Source organism: Maritalea porphyrae (assembly GCF_030159895.1).
GTDB lineage: Bacteria > Pseudomonadota > Alphaproteobacteria > Rhizobiales > Devosiaceae > Maritalea > Maritalea porphyrae.
On record NZ_BSNI01000002.1, the window covers coordinates 2,517,828 to 2,533,815 of the forward strand.

The 15,988-nt window shown below is 50.2% G+C and carries 16 protein-coding genes; 6 read left to right on the forward strand and 10 right to left on the reverse strand.

Annotated features, from left to right (window positions below; all coding sequences use genetic code 11):
* The first annotated feature begins 199 nt into the window (after positions 1-199).
* Positions 200-2,401, forward strand: a complete 2,202-nt coding sequence (locus tag QQL65_RS16555; protein ID WP_379863168.1) for a vWA domain-containing protein — start codon at positions 200-202, stop codon at positions 2,399-2,401.
* Positions 2,402-2,464: 63 nt separating this feature from the next.
* On the opposite strand, the gene QQL65_RS15805 is transcribed toward QQL65_RS16555, so the two are convergent.
* From QQL65_RS15805 to QQL65_RS15815, 3 genes are all read right to left on the reverse strand, one after another.
* On the reverse strand, positions 2,465-2,674 hold the full coding sequence (locus QQL65_RS15805) for a cold-shock protein (protein WP_284366024.1): 210 nt from the start codon (positions 2,672-2,674) through the stop codon (positions 2,465-2,467).
* A gap of 214 nt (positions 2,675-2,888) precedes the next feature.
* Positions 2,889-3,677 carry an MBL fold metallo-hydrolase gene (locus tag QQL65_RS15810; protein WP_284366025.1) on the reverse strand — a complete coding sequence of 263 codons (789 nt, stop codon included), beginning with the start codon at positions 3,675-3,677 and terminating at the stop codon, positions 2,889-2,891.
* 111 nt (positions 3,678-3,788) lie between these two features.
* Positions 3,789-5,759, reverse strand: coding sequence for a putative bifunctional diguanylate cyclase/phosphodiesterase (locus QQL65_RS15815; RefSeq protein WP_284366026.1), 1,971 nt, complete (start codon positions 5,757-5,759; stop codon positions 3,789-3,791).
* Between the two features lie 225 nt (positions 5,760-5,984).
* Here QQL65_RS15815 and QQL65_RS15820 point away from each other — a divergent pair, with 225 nt between their 5' ends.
* Positions 5,985-6,887 (forward strand): DMT family transporter, encoded by a 903-nt coding sequence (locus tag QQL65_RS15820; RefSeq protein ID WP_284366027.1) that lies wholly within the window; start codon positions 5,985-5,987, stop codon positions 6,885-6,887.
* A 4-nt stretch (positions 6,888-6,891) separates the two neighbouring features.
* On the opposite strand, the gene QQL65_RS15825 is transcribed toward QQL65_RS15820, so the two are convergent.
* Positions 6,892-8,376, reverse strand: coding sequence for a carboxypeptidase M32 (locus QQL65_RS15825; RefSeq protein WP_284366029.1), 1,485 nt, complete (start codon positions 8,374-8,376; stop codon positions 6,892-6,894).
* 143 nt (positions 8,377-8,519) lie between these two features.
* Complete coding sequence (locus tag QQL65_RS15830; RefSeq protein ID WP_284366031.1) at positions 8,520-9,353, reverse strand: universal stress protein; 834 nt, start codon at positions 9,351-9,353, stop codon at positions 8,520-8,522.
* A gap of 119 nt (positions 9,354-9,472) precedes the next feature.
* Between QQL65_RS15830 and QQL65_RS15835 the strand changes: the two genes are divergently transcribed.
* Together QQL65_RS15835 and QQL65_RS15840 are read left to right on the forward strand one after the other, a co-directional pair.
* Positions 9,473-9,862, forward strand: a complete 390-nt coding sequence (locus tag QQL65_RS15835) for a VOC family protein (RefSeq protein WP_284366034.1) — start codon at positions 9,473-9,475, stop codon at positions 9,860-9,862.
* A gap of 2 nt (positions 9,863-9,864) precedes the next feature.
* Positions 9,865-10,368, forward strand: coding sequence for a methylated-DNA--[protein]-cysteine S-methyltransferase (locus QQL65_RS15840; RefSeq protein ID WP_284366036.1), 504 nt, complete (start codon positions 9,865-9,867; stop codon positions 10,366-10,368).
* On the opposite strand, the gene QQL65_RS15845 is transcribed toward QQL65_RS15840, so the two are convergent.
* A complete protein-coding gene (locus QQL65_RS15845; RefSeq protein WP_284366037.1) occupies positions 10,360-11,106 on the reverse strand; it encodes a pyridoxine 5'-phosphate synthase in 747 nt (248 codons plus the stop codon). The two genes, QQL65_RS15840 and QQL65_RS15845, sit on opposite strands and share 9 nt — an antisense overlap.
* A 187-nt stretch (positions 11,107-11,293) precedes the next feature.
* On the opposite strand from QQL65_RS15845, the gene QQL65_RS15850 reads away from it, so the two are divergent.
* A complete protein-coding gene (locus QQL65_RS15850) occupies positions 11,294-11,887 on the forward strand; it encodes a histidine phosphatase family protein (RefSeq protein ID WP_284366039.1) in 594 nt (197 codons plus the stop codon).
* On the opposite strand, the gene QQL65_RS15855 is transcribed toward QQL65_RS15850, so the two are convergent.
* Together QQL65_RS15855 and QQL65_RS15860 are read right to left on the reverse strand one after the other, a co-directional pair.
* Positions 11,884-12,141 (reverse strand): zinc ribbon domain-containing protein, encoded by a 258-nt coding sequence (locus tag QQL65_RS15855; protein WP_284366041.1) that lies wholly within the window; start codon positions 12,139-12,141, stop codon positions 11,884-11,886. The genes QQL65_RS15850 and QQL65_RS15855 overlap by 4 nt on opposite strands.
* A gap of 71 nt (positions 12,142-12,212) precedes the next feature.
* Positions 12,213-12,623 carry a winged helix-turn-helix transcriptional regulator gene (locus tag QQL65_RS15860; RefSeq protein ID WP_284366043.1) on the reverse strand — a complete coding sequence of 137 codons (411 nt, stop codon included), beginning with the start codon at positions 12,621-12,623 and terminating at the stop codon, positions 12,213-12,215.
* A gap of 122 nt (positions 12,624-12,745) precedes the next feature.
* On the opposite strand from QQL65_RS15860, the gene QQL65_RS15865 reads away from it, so the two are divergent.
* On the forward strand, positions 12,746-13,639 hold the full coding sequence (locus QQL65_RS15865) for an SDR family oxidoreductase (RefSeq protein ID WP_284366046.1): 894 nt from the start codon (positions 12,746-12,748) through the stop codon (positions 13,637-13,639).
* Positions 13,640-13,691: 52 nt separating this feature from the next.
* Here QQL65_RS15865 and ilvN read toward each other — a convergent pair whose 3' ends face one another.
* Together ilvN and QQL65_RS15875 are read right to left on the reverse strand one after the other, a co-directional pair.
* Positions 13,692-14,225 (reverse strand): acetolactate synthase small subunit, encoded by a 534-nt coding sequence (gene ilvN, locus QQL65_RS15870; RefSeq protein ID WP_284366048.1) that lies wholly within the window; start codon positions 14,223-14,225, stop codon positions 13,692-13,694.
* Positions 14,218-15,975 carry an acetolactate synthase 3 large subunit gene (locus QQL65_RS15875; protein WP_284366049.1) on the reverse strand — a complete coding sequence of 586 codons (1,758 nt, stop codon included), beginning with the start codon at positions 15,973-15,975 and terminating at the stop codon, positions 14,218-14,220. Before QQL65_RS15875 ends, ilvN begins: the two co-directional genes overlap by 8 nt.
* Positions 15,976-15,988 lie beyond the last annotated feature (13 nt).

A 15,988-nucleotide genomic window follows, 5' to 3' on the forward strand; every position in this document is an offset into this window, starting at 1 on the left:
GACAATTTATCTCAGCATGCCGGCAACTCTGACTGCGACCAGGAAAACCTTGATATTTGTCAACGAAAATAGAACAATGCAGACAACTATTTTGCCAAGACTTATGGATTTCCATAGCTTGGAGCGAATTAAGATTTTGAGATAAAAGCAAAAACAAATTACGCGCCACAAACACAGATGGCAAAAGGGAGAAACTATCATGCGCAAAATGCTGCTCGCTAGCGCGGTGCTTGCTTCAAGCTTGCTGGCCACCAACGCCACTTTCGCAAACGAACGAACAATGATTGTCTTAGACGGCTCAGGCTCGATGTGGGGCCAAATTGATGGTGTGCCGAAGCTGCAGATCGCGCGAGATACGCTGCGTGAAGTCCTAAAGTCCGTGCCTGACACAACAGAGCTTGGCTTGATGGCTTATGGCCACCGCAAAAAAGGCGACTGTAACGACATTGAATTGGTCGTGCCGCCTGCGCTTGGCACCGCATCAACCATTGCGGACAAAGCCGACAGCATGAAGTTTTTGGGCAAGACGCCCCTAACCGAAGCCGTAAAACGCGCTGCTGAAGAGCTGCGATATACAGAAGACACGGCAACGGTCGTCCTGATCACCGATGGACTAGAAACCTGCAAAGCAAACGTTTGTGAACTCGGCGCATTGCTTGAATCGCAAGGTGCAAATTTCACAGCGCACGTGGTTGGATTCGGATTATCTAAAGAAGAAGGCGCACAAGTCGCTTGCCTTGCCGAAAACACTGGCGGTCAATACTTCTCCGCCGATAACGGTGCGGCACTCGCAGACGCGCTCAAAGAAACTGTGGTGGCGATCACCCCATCGGTGACACTTGTCCCCGTCGATCAAAGTGGCGAAAAAATTACCGACATCACGCTCACCTGGAGCGTTTTGAATGCAGATGGCACTGAAGCCTTTACCGACTACGGATTTGGCAGTGCGGGCGGCAAACTTGGCGCTGGCGACTATACCGTAAGTGTTGAAGGACCAGCAGCTTCAGGTGGTGGCGCCATAAGCGTTGTCGCAGATGTAAAATCCCAAAGTTTTGAGATCACGCTTGAAGTTCAGCGCCTTGAAGCAACCGTCACAGCCCCTGCCCAAATTGCGGCCGGCGCAGAATTTGACGTAACATGGGAAGGGCCAGATCACAAAAGCGATTACATCACCATCGTTGCTAAAGGTAGCGACGAAGGCACTTACAACGACTATGCATACACGAAAAACGGCAACCCATCCGAAATCAACGCACCCGACGGATTAGGCGCATATGAGGTGCGCTATGTGCATGGCGAAACGCGTAAGACGCTTGGGGTCGCAGACATTGAAATAGTCGAAATTACCGGCTCAGTTTCCGCGCCAGAACAAGTTGCTGCTGGCAGTGAATTTGAGGTGAATTGGACGGGCCCAGCCTATAGAAGTGACTATATCACTATTGTCGAAGTCGGCGCTGAAGAAGGCAGCTACAAGGACTATGCCTATGCCAAAAATGAAAACCCGGCAAAAATCCAAGCGCCGGACAGTTTAGGCACGTTTGAAGTCCGCTATGTGATTGGCGCAAGCAAGCGCACTCTTGCCGCTACGACTGTCGAAGTCACTCCGGTTTCTGGGACGATCAATGCACCAGAGAGCGTGCCTGCTGGTTCTGAATTTAAAGTTGAATGGACAGGTCCGAGCAACCAAGGTGACTATCTCACTATTGTGCCAGCCGGCGCGGAAGAAGGCAGCTACAAGGATTACGCTTACACCCAGCACGGCTCGCCATCGGAGCTGACCGCGCCTGATGATGTGGGGGCATATGAGGTGCGCTACGTCATCGCCTCGAGCAAGCGCACGTTGGCGTCACAGCCGATAACACTAACAGAAGTCTCCGCGAGCTTGAACGTTCCCGGACCCATTATTCCTGGCGGCACCATTCGTGTAGAATGGGAAGGCCCGAACGGACCATCCGACTATATTACGGTTGTGGAAATGGGAGCGGATGAAGGCACCTATATGGATTACGCCTATACCAAAAACGGCTCACCGGCAGAGATCAACTTGCCCAAAGCGCTAGGCGTATTTGAAGTTCGGTATGTTGTTGGCTCATCAGATCGCACCTTGGCAAGCGTGCCCATAACCCTGAAACCAGTAAGTGCAACCGTGACGCCACCCGCAACAGCCAAAGCTGGTGAAGCGATTGAGATCAGTTGGACCGGCCCGGCCGCAAAAGGCGACACCATCGAAATCGTGCCCATGGGCGCGGATGACGGTGCGGCACCACTTGCCAAGGCTGGCACGGTGCAAGGCAGCCCCCTATTCATCTATGCACCTGAAGATGCAGGTGAATACCAAGTGCGCTATAAGGTGAAAGACACTGGCAGGGTATTGGCAAGAGCACCATTGAGCGTTGAATAGGCAACGAAAAAGGGCCACCCAAACTGGGTGGCCCTCTTTAAAACTCAAACCGTTGAGTTGGACTTAGTCCAAAAGCTCAAGATTTGTAGCTGACTCGCGACCGTCGCGACCAGCTTCAAGTTCGTAAGAAACTTTTTGACCGTCGTTAAGGCCTGAAAGACCTGAACGCTCTACAGCAGAAATGTGCACGAATGCATCTTTGCCGCCATCGTCAGGAGAAATAAAGCCGAAGCCCTTGGTTGAATTGAAGAATTTAACTGTACCGTTAGCCATGGTAATACCTATTGTAGTGGTGCTGGTGCGAATTATTCGATCCAGCGGATTGTCCTTCTTGCAACATGCAATAAGGGGTAACGTTCGCAAATATCAGGGGGAAAACCATTCTAACCGGCAAGCCGGGCATCAAGTTAGCCAAAGACGGCTGAAAACGTAGAAGTCTCTATGCATGTGAATAAGACAAATGGCAAGTTTTTTCTTGTCTCATTTCTTATTCAGCAATTGCCAATTTATGGCGCTGCACCGAAAAATCGAACACCTGTCGGGCGTTTTCCAATATCTCCACGTCAGGGAATGGGCCATAGATTTTTTCAAAATCGATCCCTTGCATCGCATTCTCAATGCCTGAAAGTTTGGACAGGCCAAGCGGCAAGCGATTTGGAAAACTGCGCATAAATGACACTGATTTGCGATCGGGATTTGGAAAAACTGTATCGCCTGAGAACATCAAATCGCCGTTCGCGCGATGTACAGTCATCACACTTGAACCTTCAAAATGCCCACCAGCGCATATTAGCTTCGCGCCGCCATTCAGATCCATATGTGTCCCGCTCCAGGTCACCAACGCTTCAAATGGCTGCCCAATCCAACGCGCATCGTTTTCATGCACATACACCGGGATAGAAAGCAGCTCCGACCACGCTTTGATCGTTGAATAGAAATGCGGGTGCGATATCGCCATGGCCGACACGCCGCCGTGGCGATCAAAAAACTGTTTTATTTCTGGGTCGACCATGGGCACGCAATCCCAAAGCACGCCCTTCCCCTCAGTCTTGATGAACCACATACGTTGCCCAATGCCGAATGTCGGCGTGACCCGAATTTCATAAACCCCCGCTTCTCGCTCAATGATTTCAAATTGACGCCCCGCACTGATTTCATCCAGCGTGCGCCACTCCTGCCCAGTTGCGGGCACATATTGCCGTTCATCCGCGCAAATCGGGCACAAATCTAGTTCTGGATTATCATTTCGCTGAACGCCGCATGTTTCACAAATCACAACACCACCTATAAAGAAAGTTTTTTCTTATTATATAAATTGGTCGTGTGACGTCAAGCACAACAGAATTTGCGGCATTAGCTTGGCTGATTGAAATCTCATGAAAACTACTTATTTGCCACTTGCAACGCTTGGAACTGGCGGCTCTTCGCACTCAGCAGTGCTGGCGCCATTATTTCTAAAGATGGCGAGGAGATCGCCACTGGATATCGGTCGTGAAAGCAAAAACCCTTGCATTAGCCGACAGTCCATTTCCAGCAGCAGATTTCGCTGAGCTTTGTTTTCGATTCCTTCTGCCACGACCGAAATACCAAGTTCGCGAACCAGTCGAATGACTGACCGTACGATGCTCTGTGTCTTTGGATCATGTTCAATTGTTGCGACGAAACTTTGGTCTAGTTTTACGCGGTCAAACGGCAATCGTTGTAAGTAACTCAAGCTCGAAAAGCCTGTACCAAAATCATCCAACGCAATCTTTGCACCGAGCTCCTTGAGTTTTAAGAGCATCGCTTCTGCTTGATCAAAATCCCGCACGATTGACGTCTCTGTTATCTCAAATGTTATGCGATGCGCTGGGAACCTAGAGTTTGTGACCATTTCAACTATTTTGGCCATTGTATGCTCAGAGCCAATATCCGCTGCGCTCAGGTTGAAGGACAAGCTTACCTCATCGGGCCATGCGCGCGCCGCACGAAGCGCCTTGCTCAGCAACACTTCGGTCAACTTACCCATCATGCCGCAGCGCTCTGCCTGGCGGATGAACACGTCTGGCGAAAACTGCACCCCATCTTTGGACCAGCGCGCCAATGCTTCAACTGCAGCAACCTTGCCGTTTCTTTGGTCAAATATTGGCTGAAATGCCAAGGTAAGTTCTTTTTCTAAATCAGCGTTTTTCAGTTCTGTTTCGACAAAGCTGCGCTGTCGAATAGCTTTTTCATGTTCTGCAGAATAGATCACGATCTGCCCACGACTGTTTTGTTTAGCAAAGTACAGCGCGTGGTCTGCCTTTTCGAACAACTGATTGGCCTGCACCGAACCATCGACGGGCGCACTCAAAAGCCCAATTGATGCTGAAACACGAACGGTTGCCTGTGCCAGATGGATTGGCTCAGAAATGCACTTGCAGATGGCTTCCCCAAGTTCCTTTGCTCGGGCATCATCCAATGCCGGTTGCACAAGAAACCCAAATTCATCGCCACCAAGACGCGCAACAGTGACTGTATCGCCAGAGAACTTTGATAGACGATTGCCGACTTCCACCAATAACTGATCACCGGCAATATGACCGTAAACGTCATTAATGGGTTTAAACCCGTCGATATCAAGCAACCCAACGGTTACATCTGTTGGCCCTTCAGTTGAATAGCCTGACTCAAGCGCCTCAAAGAATTTTCTCCTGTTGGGCAGACCCGTCAAACTATCAAGATTGGCAAGCTTTAAATTGTCGTTGCTCAACTTCCTTGTTTTTGCGTTACCAGAAATAAGACGCGCAAAATCGTTATTGTAAGTGAGCATTGCATAAGCTACCGCGCCAACAACCAACATGGCATTGAACGCCATCGAAATATGCACCAGCTGATTAGTGGCAATATAGTGGATGCAGAATGGCACCAAGACGGCTGTTGCAACGCTCATTGCAGCGGCGCGCAGATACAACAAACAGCAAGTAACACCGACGATGGTTACAACTACAAAAAACGCAATATGGCTGTGCGCCACGGCATCACCGAACGGGTAAAGAGACAACGACCAGGAAACAAAACCAAACCCCAGCAACGCAGCAAGACGCACCGACCCTCGCAACCGCACTATTGCCTCGCGATAGGTATATTTACGATGCTTTTCTTTGACCCAATAGCGCAAGCGAACTGCACACACAGCAGTAAGTATCATGGGCATACCAATGGTCAAAATTGGTGGCGCAAATTGATATTGCGTCAGTGCAAGACCAAATGAGCTCACACATGTAATGAAATAGATCATTGGCATTCGCTTAGCGAGCTCGCGTAGCTGCGCCTGAGCAAATTCTGGGTTGTCGATCGGCACCCGGTACAAATCAAAAAATGCGCGGATTCGGTCCAATTTAAATCGCCTATTCAAAATGCTTACTGCGGCGCATTATGGGAACCGCAGATAAATAACGCGTTAAATGACATCTTCAGCTCCAATCAACACCCTAACTATGTGTTGCCACGCGCTGATTCCCGAATATATGATGAGCGCTCCGACATTCTGGGCAGACCCCTGTTGATTGCCAATCACGCGGGCGCGGTCGTCCAGACTTTTCCAGAGTTGAAAGCGCCCGACATGACAAACCATCACACGAATCCCAAACTCGGCATGCTCTTGATGATCTCAATGGCCATGTTGTTGCCGGTCATGGACACTATCGGAAAATACCTGACCAACTTTCTTTCCCCCGGAACAATTGCGCTTTTCCGGTTTGTGCTTCAGGCAACTTTATTTATGCATCTTTTGGGCATCCAGCGAAAGCTAAGTCTGCCGCGCGCTCAGTGGAAAACACTCATGGGACTGGGCGCGCTGATTTGTGTTGTAATGCTAACGCTCATGCTGGGCTTAAGCGTTTTACCGCTCGCAACATTTATCGCCATCTTCTTTGTTGAGCCGCTAATTCTCGTGTTCTTTTCCGTTGTTTTCTTAGGCGAGAAAGTTGGCTGGCGGCGGATCACAGCGTGTTTTGTTGGACTTCTGGGCGCGCTAATCATCATTCGACCAAACTATGCGACGTTTGGCATTTACGCCCTAATGCCTGTCCTCACCGCCATTTGCATGGCCGGCTATTTCACTTTGACGAAACAGCTCCAAGGCAAAATGGATGGCATCGCCGTTCAAGGGTGGGCAACATTGTTTGGCACTGGCTTTCTGTGCGCCGCCATGATTGCCGGGCATCTTTCTAGTTTTGAAGACATGGCCTTCGCCCTTCCCCAAGGCATCCACTGGGCGTGGCTGGCACTTTCCGCCACCATCGGCGTGCTTGCCTATGTGCTTATCGCAGAGGCGTTCAAACGCGCACCGGCGAGCCTTTTGGCACCATTTCAATACCTAGAAATCGTTGCAGCAACAATCTTGGGCTATCTTGTCTTTGGTGATTTCCCAGACGCAATCACATGGCTAGGCATCGCCATTATCCTTGGCGCCGGACTTTACGTCTTCTACCGAGAACAAAATACAAGCGAGCTTAGTGATTAGATCGCTACGACAAATAGCGATCCCGCAAATGGTTTTTGAAGATTTCAACATCAAGCGGTTTGCCGGTTGCTTGGGTGATCAGCTCAGGCGTTGAATGCAGCGATGCTTTCTGGTGCACATTTTCGCGCAGCCAAGCAAACACAGCACCAAATTCCCCTTTTTGTACGTCTTCAGCCCAACTCGGCACTTGCGTTTTCAAGGTATCAAAAAGCTGCGCCGCGATCATTGCACCGATTGTGTAGGTAGGAAAATAGCCAACCGCACCGCTGGGCCAATGAATGTCCTGCATGCAGCCATTGCCAACACGATCAGGCACCACGCCGACAGATTTTTTCATTTCGTCGTTCCAGGCAGCTTCCAAATCGTTGATTTGTAGATCGCCAGAAAGAAGTGCCTTTTCCAAACGATAGCGCAACATCACATGCAACGGATAAGTCACCTCGTCCGCATCCACCCGGATGAAACCGCGCTCAACTTCAAGCAGCGATCGCTTGAAATTCTCAGATTCCCAAGTATCACCAGAAACACCGAATGTGTCGCGCACGACAGGCAGCGCATAGGCAAAAAACTCATCCGTGCGGCACAGTTGCATATCCAAAAACAGTGATTGGCTTTCATGCATAGACATGCCGCGCGCCTGGCCAACCGGCTGACCGCGCCACTTTTCCGGCAAACCAAGTTCGTACATTGCGTGCCCAGTTTCGTGCAAAACGCCGTAAAGGCTCTGGCTAAATGCATCGTCATTATAGCGCGTAGTCAAACGCACATCGCCCGGCACACCGCCACAAAATGGATGCGCTGACACGTCAATTCTGCCGTGATTAAAATCAAAGCCAAGCGCCGTCATAAATTTGCGGCCAAGTTTTTCTTGCGCTGCGGTTGGCGTGTCGCCTTCAAGGGGTTTGAACTGACGGTTATTGGCTTGATGCTCTAGCGCTTCGCTTAAAAAATCCGGCAAGAATGCTTGCAAGGAACCAAAATATTCGTCCACCTGCGCAGAGCTCATGCCCGGATCATATTCGTCCAACATTGCGTCATATGGCTCAAGACCCAAAGCTTCCGATTTGGCCACTGAAGCTTCACGCACCAGTTTAAGAACCGGCTCGAACGCTTTGGCAAAAGATTCAAAATCGTCTTTTGGTCGTGCTGCTTGCCAAACATGTGTGCAGTGAGATGTCGCTTTGGTCAGCGCCGAAACCAAGTCGTTTGGCAAAGCATTGGCATGATGGAAGCTACGCTCCATCTCTTTTAGGTTCGCCGCATCCCATCCATCAAGCGCCTCACCTTTCGCTTGTTCGATCATATCACTTAATGCAGCATCGGTTATTTTTTCGTGTGCAACACCTGCAAGAGCTGCCAACTGTTCGCCCCGCACACCGGCGGCACCGTCGGGCATCATCGTTTCTGCGTCCCAGCTAAGCATAGACGAAGCCCCACGAATTGCAGAAATTTGATTAAAACGATCAACGAGCTGACGATAGGCCGACATAGTATCCAACATTTTTTGATGTGACTAAAGCGATGTGAGTTTTGAATAGAACCGTTCAGATTTGATCTGTCAATTTCAATTGCACACACGCACAAAAAAAGGGCCAGCGAACGCCGGCCCCAAGTATTCCGTCAGGAAGGATGTTAGTGTGCGATTAGCACAGGCACTTCTGCTTTTGTGAGAACATCGCGGGTTACACCGCCCAGAACCCATTCGCGGAACCGTGAATGGCCATATCCACCGATCACAAACATGTTCGCATCTGTACGCTCAATCTCATTCAACAAAGCTTCGCCTGGGTTGTCCCAACCAGTAATGTTGCGCAATTCAACATTGACGCCGTGGCGATCAAGGTGACGCGCCATGTCAGCACCCGGTTCAATCCGAAGTTCTTCGGTTGAGTCACCTTCGTGGACCATGGCGAGTGTGACTTTATTTGCCTTCTGCAAGAATGGAATCGCATCAGCAACAGCGCGTGCGGTTTCTCTTGAATTGCGCCAACCCACTACGATGTCGGTAAAGGGTTCTTTGGCCGGAACCGCTGGTGGCACGAACAAGCATGCGCGACCAGAACTAAACAGGATTTTCTCTAGCAGTTCAGGCTGCTCGGAATAATGTCCATATGGTCGTGTTGCCACAAAAACATCAGCAACCCGCGCTTCGTCTGAAATGGCAGCGCCCATTTGCGAACCCACAGTATCGATCCGGCGAAGCTCGTTTCGCACTTCGAGCTTTGCAAACTTCTCCTTCAGTTCTTTCTCCGCGTTGTCACCGTGCTCATCAGCTTGCGCTTGCAGCTCCGCAGCGACCTTGCCCACGGAAAATACACCGTCGCCCGCGCTAATCACATCTGGAACCTCAATGCACAGCAAGCCTGTAAGCATTGCGTCATGCCGCTCAGCAATCGGCACTGCATATGAAAGACGCACATCGTCTTCCTTACTGCCGTCCAAATATACCAAGATGTCTTTGATCATGTCTGTCTCCCCAAAAAGAAACCCAAAGTGCCCGTCCACAATGATCATGCATGTTCCCCTTGCGGCCCGCTTTGATCTCAATCAACATGTTAACAATGAGGTATGAGGGAGCACGACAAATGGAAAAGGTAACGGGCGTGGGCGGCATTTTCTTTCGGGCGAAAGATCCCAAAATGCTCTCCAACTGGTACGAAAAGAACCTCGGTATTGCAAAAACGCCGGACGAATACGGCATATTGGGCTGGCGCCCGAATGGCGGAACGCTTGTGTTCCAGCCATTTGATGATGACACTGACTATTTCAAAAACCCAGAAAAGCAATTCATGCTCAATTTTCGGGTCGCCAACTTGGACAGAATGGTGAAACAACTACGCCAGACTGGGATCGAAGTCACCGTTCAGCCTGATGCGGAGCCAAATGGACGCTTTGCGCAGCTATTTGACCCTGAGGGAAACTGCATTGAACTCTGGGAACCTGTTGGGATCGATAAGGAAAATGAGGAACACTAAGCGTGATCGCTGACCTTCTATATCACCAGATCCAAAGCCCCTTGGGTGTCCTTACTCTTGCAGGCACAGATAAAGCTCTAATTTATTTGCGTTTTGCTGAATATGACACGCCATTCAAAGTGCCAAACAGTTGGCAGCGAGACGCTAAGCGATTTGAACATGAAGAGGCGCAGCTTCAATCCTATTTTGCGGGCGAACTCGACGTTTTTGACATTGCAATCGACCTACAAGGTTCGCACTACAATATGAAAGTCTGGAAAGAACTGACACATATCCCATTTGGTGAAGTCATTACTTATGGCGAATTGGCACGGCGTGTCGGCACCCCGGAAGGCGCACAAGCGGTTGGCAACGCAAACGGGAAAAACCCAATTCCAATAATCGTGCCCTGCCATCGAGTGATCGCCGCCAAAAACAATATTGGCGGCTTCACCGGTGGTGTCGATAAAAAGCAGTTCTTACTGAAGCTCGAAAAAGCAAAGAACGTACAGTTTGACCTATTTTGAGTCCGTAAGGGTAATTGCAGATTTGTAGCGTCGAACCGCTTCTGCAAATCCCATCAACAATGCGTCCGCTGTTATGCCGTGACCAATCGAAACTTCCGCAACGTTGGGCACCTGTTCCATAAATGCTGGCAGGTTCTCAAGCGTTAGATCATGTCCGGCATTAATCACAAGGCCAGCCGCACTTGCCGCCCGCGACGTAACCTGCATGCGTTGCAAATGATGATCGCCTTCTGGCGTGCCAAAAGTGCCACCATAAGGACCCGTGTAAATCTCAATCCGATCCGCACCAATTTCAGCTGCATCTGGCGGGATGTTTGGGTCTTCATCAACGAACAAAGAAACGCGAATGCCAGCTTCTTTCATGCGTCGAATTGGGTCTGCCAACACATTGTGTGAGCCTTTGACGTCCCAGCCATGGTCGGACGTGGCTTGGTTCGGATCGTCGGGCACAAAGGTGACTTGGTGCGGTTTGTTTTCCAACACCAGCGCAACAAAGCTATCGTCTGGATAGCCTTCAATGTTGAACTCTTTGTCCGGATATTCGTCGCGCACAAGCGCTGCCAAGTCATACACATCAGAACGGCGGATATGGCGCTCGTCTGGCCGAGGATGCACGGTAATGCCATCCGCACCCGCATCCAAAACAATGCGCGCAATACCAACAACGCTTGGCCAAGGCAAATCGCGTTGGTTACGCAACAGTGCCACTTTGTTCAAATTTACAGAGAGTGCGGTCATCTGATCTCCCCACACTTAGGGGCTGAGCCCTTAAAGAAATGATTACTCAAAGCGTTATGCGAAATCGCGCGATGTGGCAACCGGGCACTGGCTAATCTAAGACCAAGGGATGACATATTTCTGCCAATAAGCCATAAGATCAACACCAACGCTTCCGCTTCAATTCCCTCCAATAAATGAGCAGCAATTGACTTACCCCAAAATCCTATTCATGCGTCACGGCGAAACCGAATGGAACCTAATCGGCCGCACGCAAGGCATTTTAGATTCTCCGCTGACTGCAAAAGGCGAAGCACAAGCTGAAGCGCTTGGACGAATTCTGAAAGGGCGAATTGGCACAGCATCTGGTTTTGATCAGTTTGTCAGCCCACTTGGTCGTACGTTGCAAACCGCGAACGGCATCAAAAAGCATTTCAGCTTTAACCCGACCGAAGATGATCGCCTTAAAGAAGTAGCACTTGGCGATATTGCGGGGATGACACTTTTTGAAATTGGCCAAGAGTTCCCTGACCACCTGCAAGGCAAGAAAGGGCTAGAATGGTATTTTGATGCGCCAAACGGCGAAACCTTTGACCAAGTGCATAGTCGCGCCAAATCTTGGCTCGACGGTCTTATCGGCCCAACAATTGTCGTTTCACACGGCCAGGTCGGCAAAGTGATCCGTGGCATTTATTGTGGACTTGATCGCGCGGCCTCCATCGCACTTGATGAGCCACAAGGCGTGGTGCACGTGTTAGAAAATGGCCAAGAAACACTTTGGGTCGAAACCGAAGACGCCTAGTCGGCCCTCCAGCGCTCTAGCTTTGGAATACCGCGAGTGAATATCCATGCCACAAATCCGGGCATTCCCTGCTTCTTCATCTGCTGAATGCAGAAATCCTGCATTTCTTTTGCAGTGAAGTCCGGATTGAAGAACTTGCCATCCTGATAGCAAAGCGAACAATACTTATCGCTCTTGCTCCCATCAGTTTCCGTTCCACCGCCACCTGGGTCTTTATCCATCGGCATCGAACAGCTTTGACAGAGTTTAGCCATTTCGTTTCCCTCCATGTTTGATGTCTAATCCTCACACGGCTTTCGTGACCCAACAATGACTCAGCGCAATTCTAATTTTTGCCCTCGTCATAGGCTGCCCGCATTGCATCCATCGCCGGCTGGTTTTCAATTGCCCATTCAGCCAACATGCCGATAGGCTTAAGCAACGAATTGCCGAGCACGGTCAACTCGTATTCAACTGTCGGCGGGCGGGTATCTAGAACAGTACGGCGCACCAAACCGTCTCGCTCCAGTTTTCTCAACGTCACTGTGAGCATGCGTTGAGAAATGCCATCAACCGCACGCAGCAACTGCAAAAATCTTTGTTTTTCGACGCCTAAACGCAGCACCACAAGGACTGTCCATTTATCCCCAACACTATCCAAGGTCTGCCGCACCGGGCACACACCGGCATAATCTGCCTCTGCCCACGCACGTGTCAGGTCTGCTTGGGCTTTGATATCCAGTTGCTTCTTAGCCATTCCAAAGCTGCCTTTGCCTTACAGTTACTTGCAGGTGCCTATCGCACTTCAAAGTGCATTCTTTCATCAATTCGCTGACACCACTATATCGGTTACTCAAAGTAACTATCAAGGATAATCCCATGTCCAAAAGACCGACATACGCTGTTTTCAATGCCAACAGCGATCAGGCGAACCCAATCGTTGCTGAGGCTGCTCGGCAAGGGCTGCAGGTTCGAGCGATCAGCCGAAACGAGCCGGACAAGTCCCAATGGCCAAACCCGCAAAATATTGAAACCAAAGCATCTGACTTGAACAGCTTTTGGTCCGTCTTTAGCGCCCTAAAAGGGATTAGAGCCGCTTTTTGGCATTTGCCCACGCCACTGGACGCAAAGTCGCCCAGCATCTGGATTCGCAATCTCATCATCGCTGCGCATATGCGACGGCTCAATCTTCTTGTCATTTCGACATCTGGACCAAGTGATGCGCGGTTTGACGATGCGGAATTGATCACAAACAACAAAAAGCTGGAAGACGGATTTCTCAAGTCTGGGCTTAAAGTGATCGTCTTGCGGCCAACTGTGTATCTTGAAAACCTTAAAACGCACGCTCTCGCGCCGGGATTCGTTCAAGGGGAAGACCTCTACTATCCACCAATCTCAAATGATCGGAGGATTAGCTACACATCGCACCAGGACCAAGCAATTGCTGCAATAGCTGCACTGCAAAGGCCAGACCTTGCTGGTAAAAGCTTTGACATTTCAAGCAAGGGGGCACCAACTGGCGATGAAATTGTTGCCTATTACAACACACACACCGACGCGAACGCGCAGTTCAAGCCAGAAAGCCCAACCGAACTTGGAGCGCGTATCACCAATACGACGGGCATCCCACAAATCGGCAACATGATGCGCGAGCTCTATGAAAAGATAAACGCAATGCCTGAAAACGGTATGGTTCTTGAAGCTTCGAAAGCAGAAAAAGCACTTGGCGTAAAATTCAGCGACTGGAAATCACGTATGTCAGAATGGCAATAAAAAAAGGCGGCCATTGGCCGCCTTCATCCACGTCTATCGCAATTGCGAAAATCTACATGCCTTCTTTGCCGCGAGAAATCGCGGTAAGGCCGGTGCGCACCACTTCAACAAGGCCAAGTGGTTGCATCAGAGTGATGAACTGCTCAACTTTGTTCGGGCGCCCCGTGATTTCAAACACAAAGCTCTCAATTGACGCGTCAACAACGTTGGCGCGAAATGCTTCTGCCAAACGTAGTGTTTCGACACGGTTTTCGCCTTTGCCAGAAACTTTGATCAGCGCCAATTCACGCTCCAGCGCATTGCCTTCAGCGGTTAAATCGTGCACGCGGTGTACAGGCACCAAGCGCTCGAGTTGCAACTTGATCTGCGCCAAAACCTTCGGCGTTGCCGTTGTAACAATTGTGATGCGCGAACGGTGACGATCATGCTCTGTTTCTGAAACCGTGAGGCTTTCAATGTTGAAACCCCGTGCAGAAAACAGGCCAACGACACGCGCTAGGACACCTGGCTCGTTATCGACAAGAACAGTCAATGTGTGGCGCTCAACCAGCTGGTTGCGCTCTAAATCCCAACTTGGCTTAAACAAGGACCTTCCCCTTTTCATCAATGATGTTGCCGATATCTGCCGTGTCCGGCAAAATCATTTCGTGGTGTGCCTTGCCCGATGGGATCATCGGCAAGCAGTTTTCTTCCTTGGTCACGCGGCAATCAAAGATCACCGGTTTGTCGCTATCAATCATCTCCATGATCTTGTCGTCCAGCTCAGCTGGATCTTCGCAAATGATGCCGTGCGCACCAAATGCTTCAGCCATCTTCACGAAGTCTGGCAAGCTCTCAGAATATGAGTTGGAGTAGCGACCGCCGTGCAGCAGTTCCTGCCACTGACGCACCATCCCCATATATTCGTTGTTCAAAATGAAGACCTTAATCGGCAAACCATATTGAACGGCCGTCGACATTTCCTGCATGGTCATTTGAACGCTTGCTTCACCGGCAATATCAATCACCAATGCGTCGCGATGGGCCGTTTGCACACCAACCGCTGCGGGCAAACCATAACCCATGGTGCCCAAACCACCTGATGTCATCCAACGGTTTGGCTCATTAAAGTGGAAATGCTGAGCCGCCCACATTTGGTGCTGTCCAACTTCTGTGGTGATGTAAACGTCGCGCTCTTTGGTCAATTCAAACAGGCGCTCAATCGCATATTGCGGCTTAATCACCTTGTCGGATTTCTCATAAGCGAGTGACTTCACGTCGCGCCATTCGTTGATTTGCTTCCACCAAGGCGCAATCGCTTCAGTGCGCGGCTCGTTTGTGCGCGAACGCCAGATACGAACCATCTCTTCAAGCACCAAACCGCAATCACCAATAATTGGCAGATCAACGACAATGTTTTTGTTGATCGATGATGGGTCGATATCGATATGAATTTTCTTTGAGTTTGGCGAAAAGCCATCCAAACGGCCCGTGATCCTGTCGTCGAAACGTGCGCCAACGCAGATCATCAAATCACAGTCATGCATCGCCATATTGGCTTCATAAGTGCCGTGCATGCCAAGCATACCCAACCACTGGTCAGATGACGCTGGAAACGCGCCCAAGCCCATCAATGTAGAGGTAACTGGATATCCGGTAAGGTCCGCAAGCTCGCGCAGCTCTTTGGATGCCTCTGGCCCAGAGTTCACAACGCCGCCACCTGTGTAAAAGACCGGTTTCTCAGCCTTCAGCATCATATCAACCGCCATTTTAATGGCCTCAAGCTCGCCTTCCATCTGCGGCTTATAAGTTGGATGTGAGCCATTGTTCGGCTTCATATAGCTACCGAGCGCAAACTGAACATCTTTTGGAATGTCGATAACAACAGGGCCAGGACGGCCGCTGGTCGCCACATAGAATGCTTCGTGCAAAATACGCGGCAAATCTTCAACCGACTTCACCAAGTAATTGTGCTTCGTACAATTGCGGGTAATCCCAACCGTGTCGCACTCTTGGAAAGCGTCCGAACCGATCAAAGGCGTTGGCACCTGCCCTGTAATGCACACCATAGGAATAGAATCGAGCAAAGCATCTGCTAGGCCCGTGACTGCATTGGTGGCCCCTGGCCCTGAAGTCACAAGCACCACGCCGCATTTTCCAGTTGATCGCGCATAGCCTTCGGCCATGTGTGTTGCACCCTGTTCGTGCCGCACAAGAATGTGCTCAACTTTGTCCTGTTGGAAAATTGCGTCGTAAATCGGCAAAACAGCGCCGCCGGGATAGCCGAAAATATGTTCGACATCCTGATCGATCAACGCTTGAATGACCATTTCTGCACCGGTCATTTGCTGAGCCATCGTTCTATCTTCT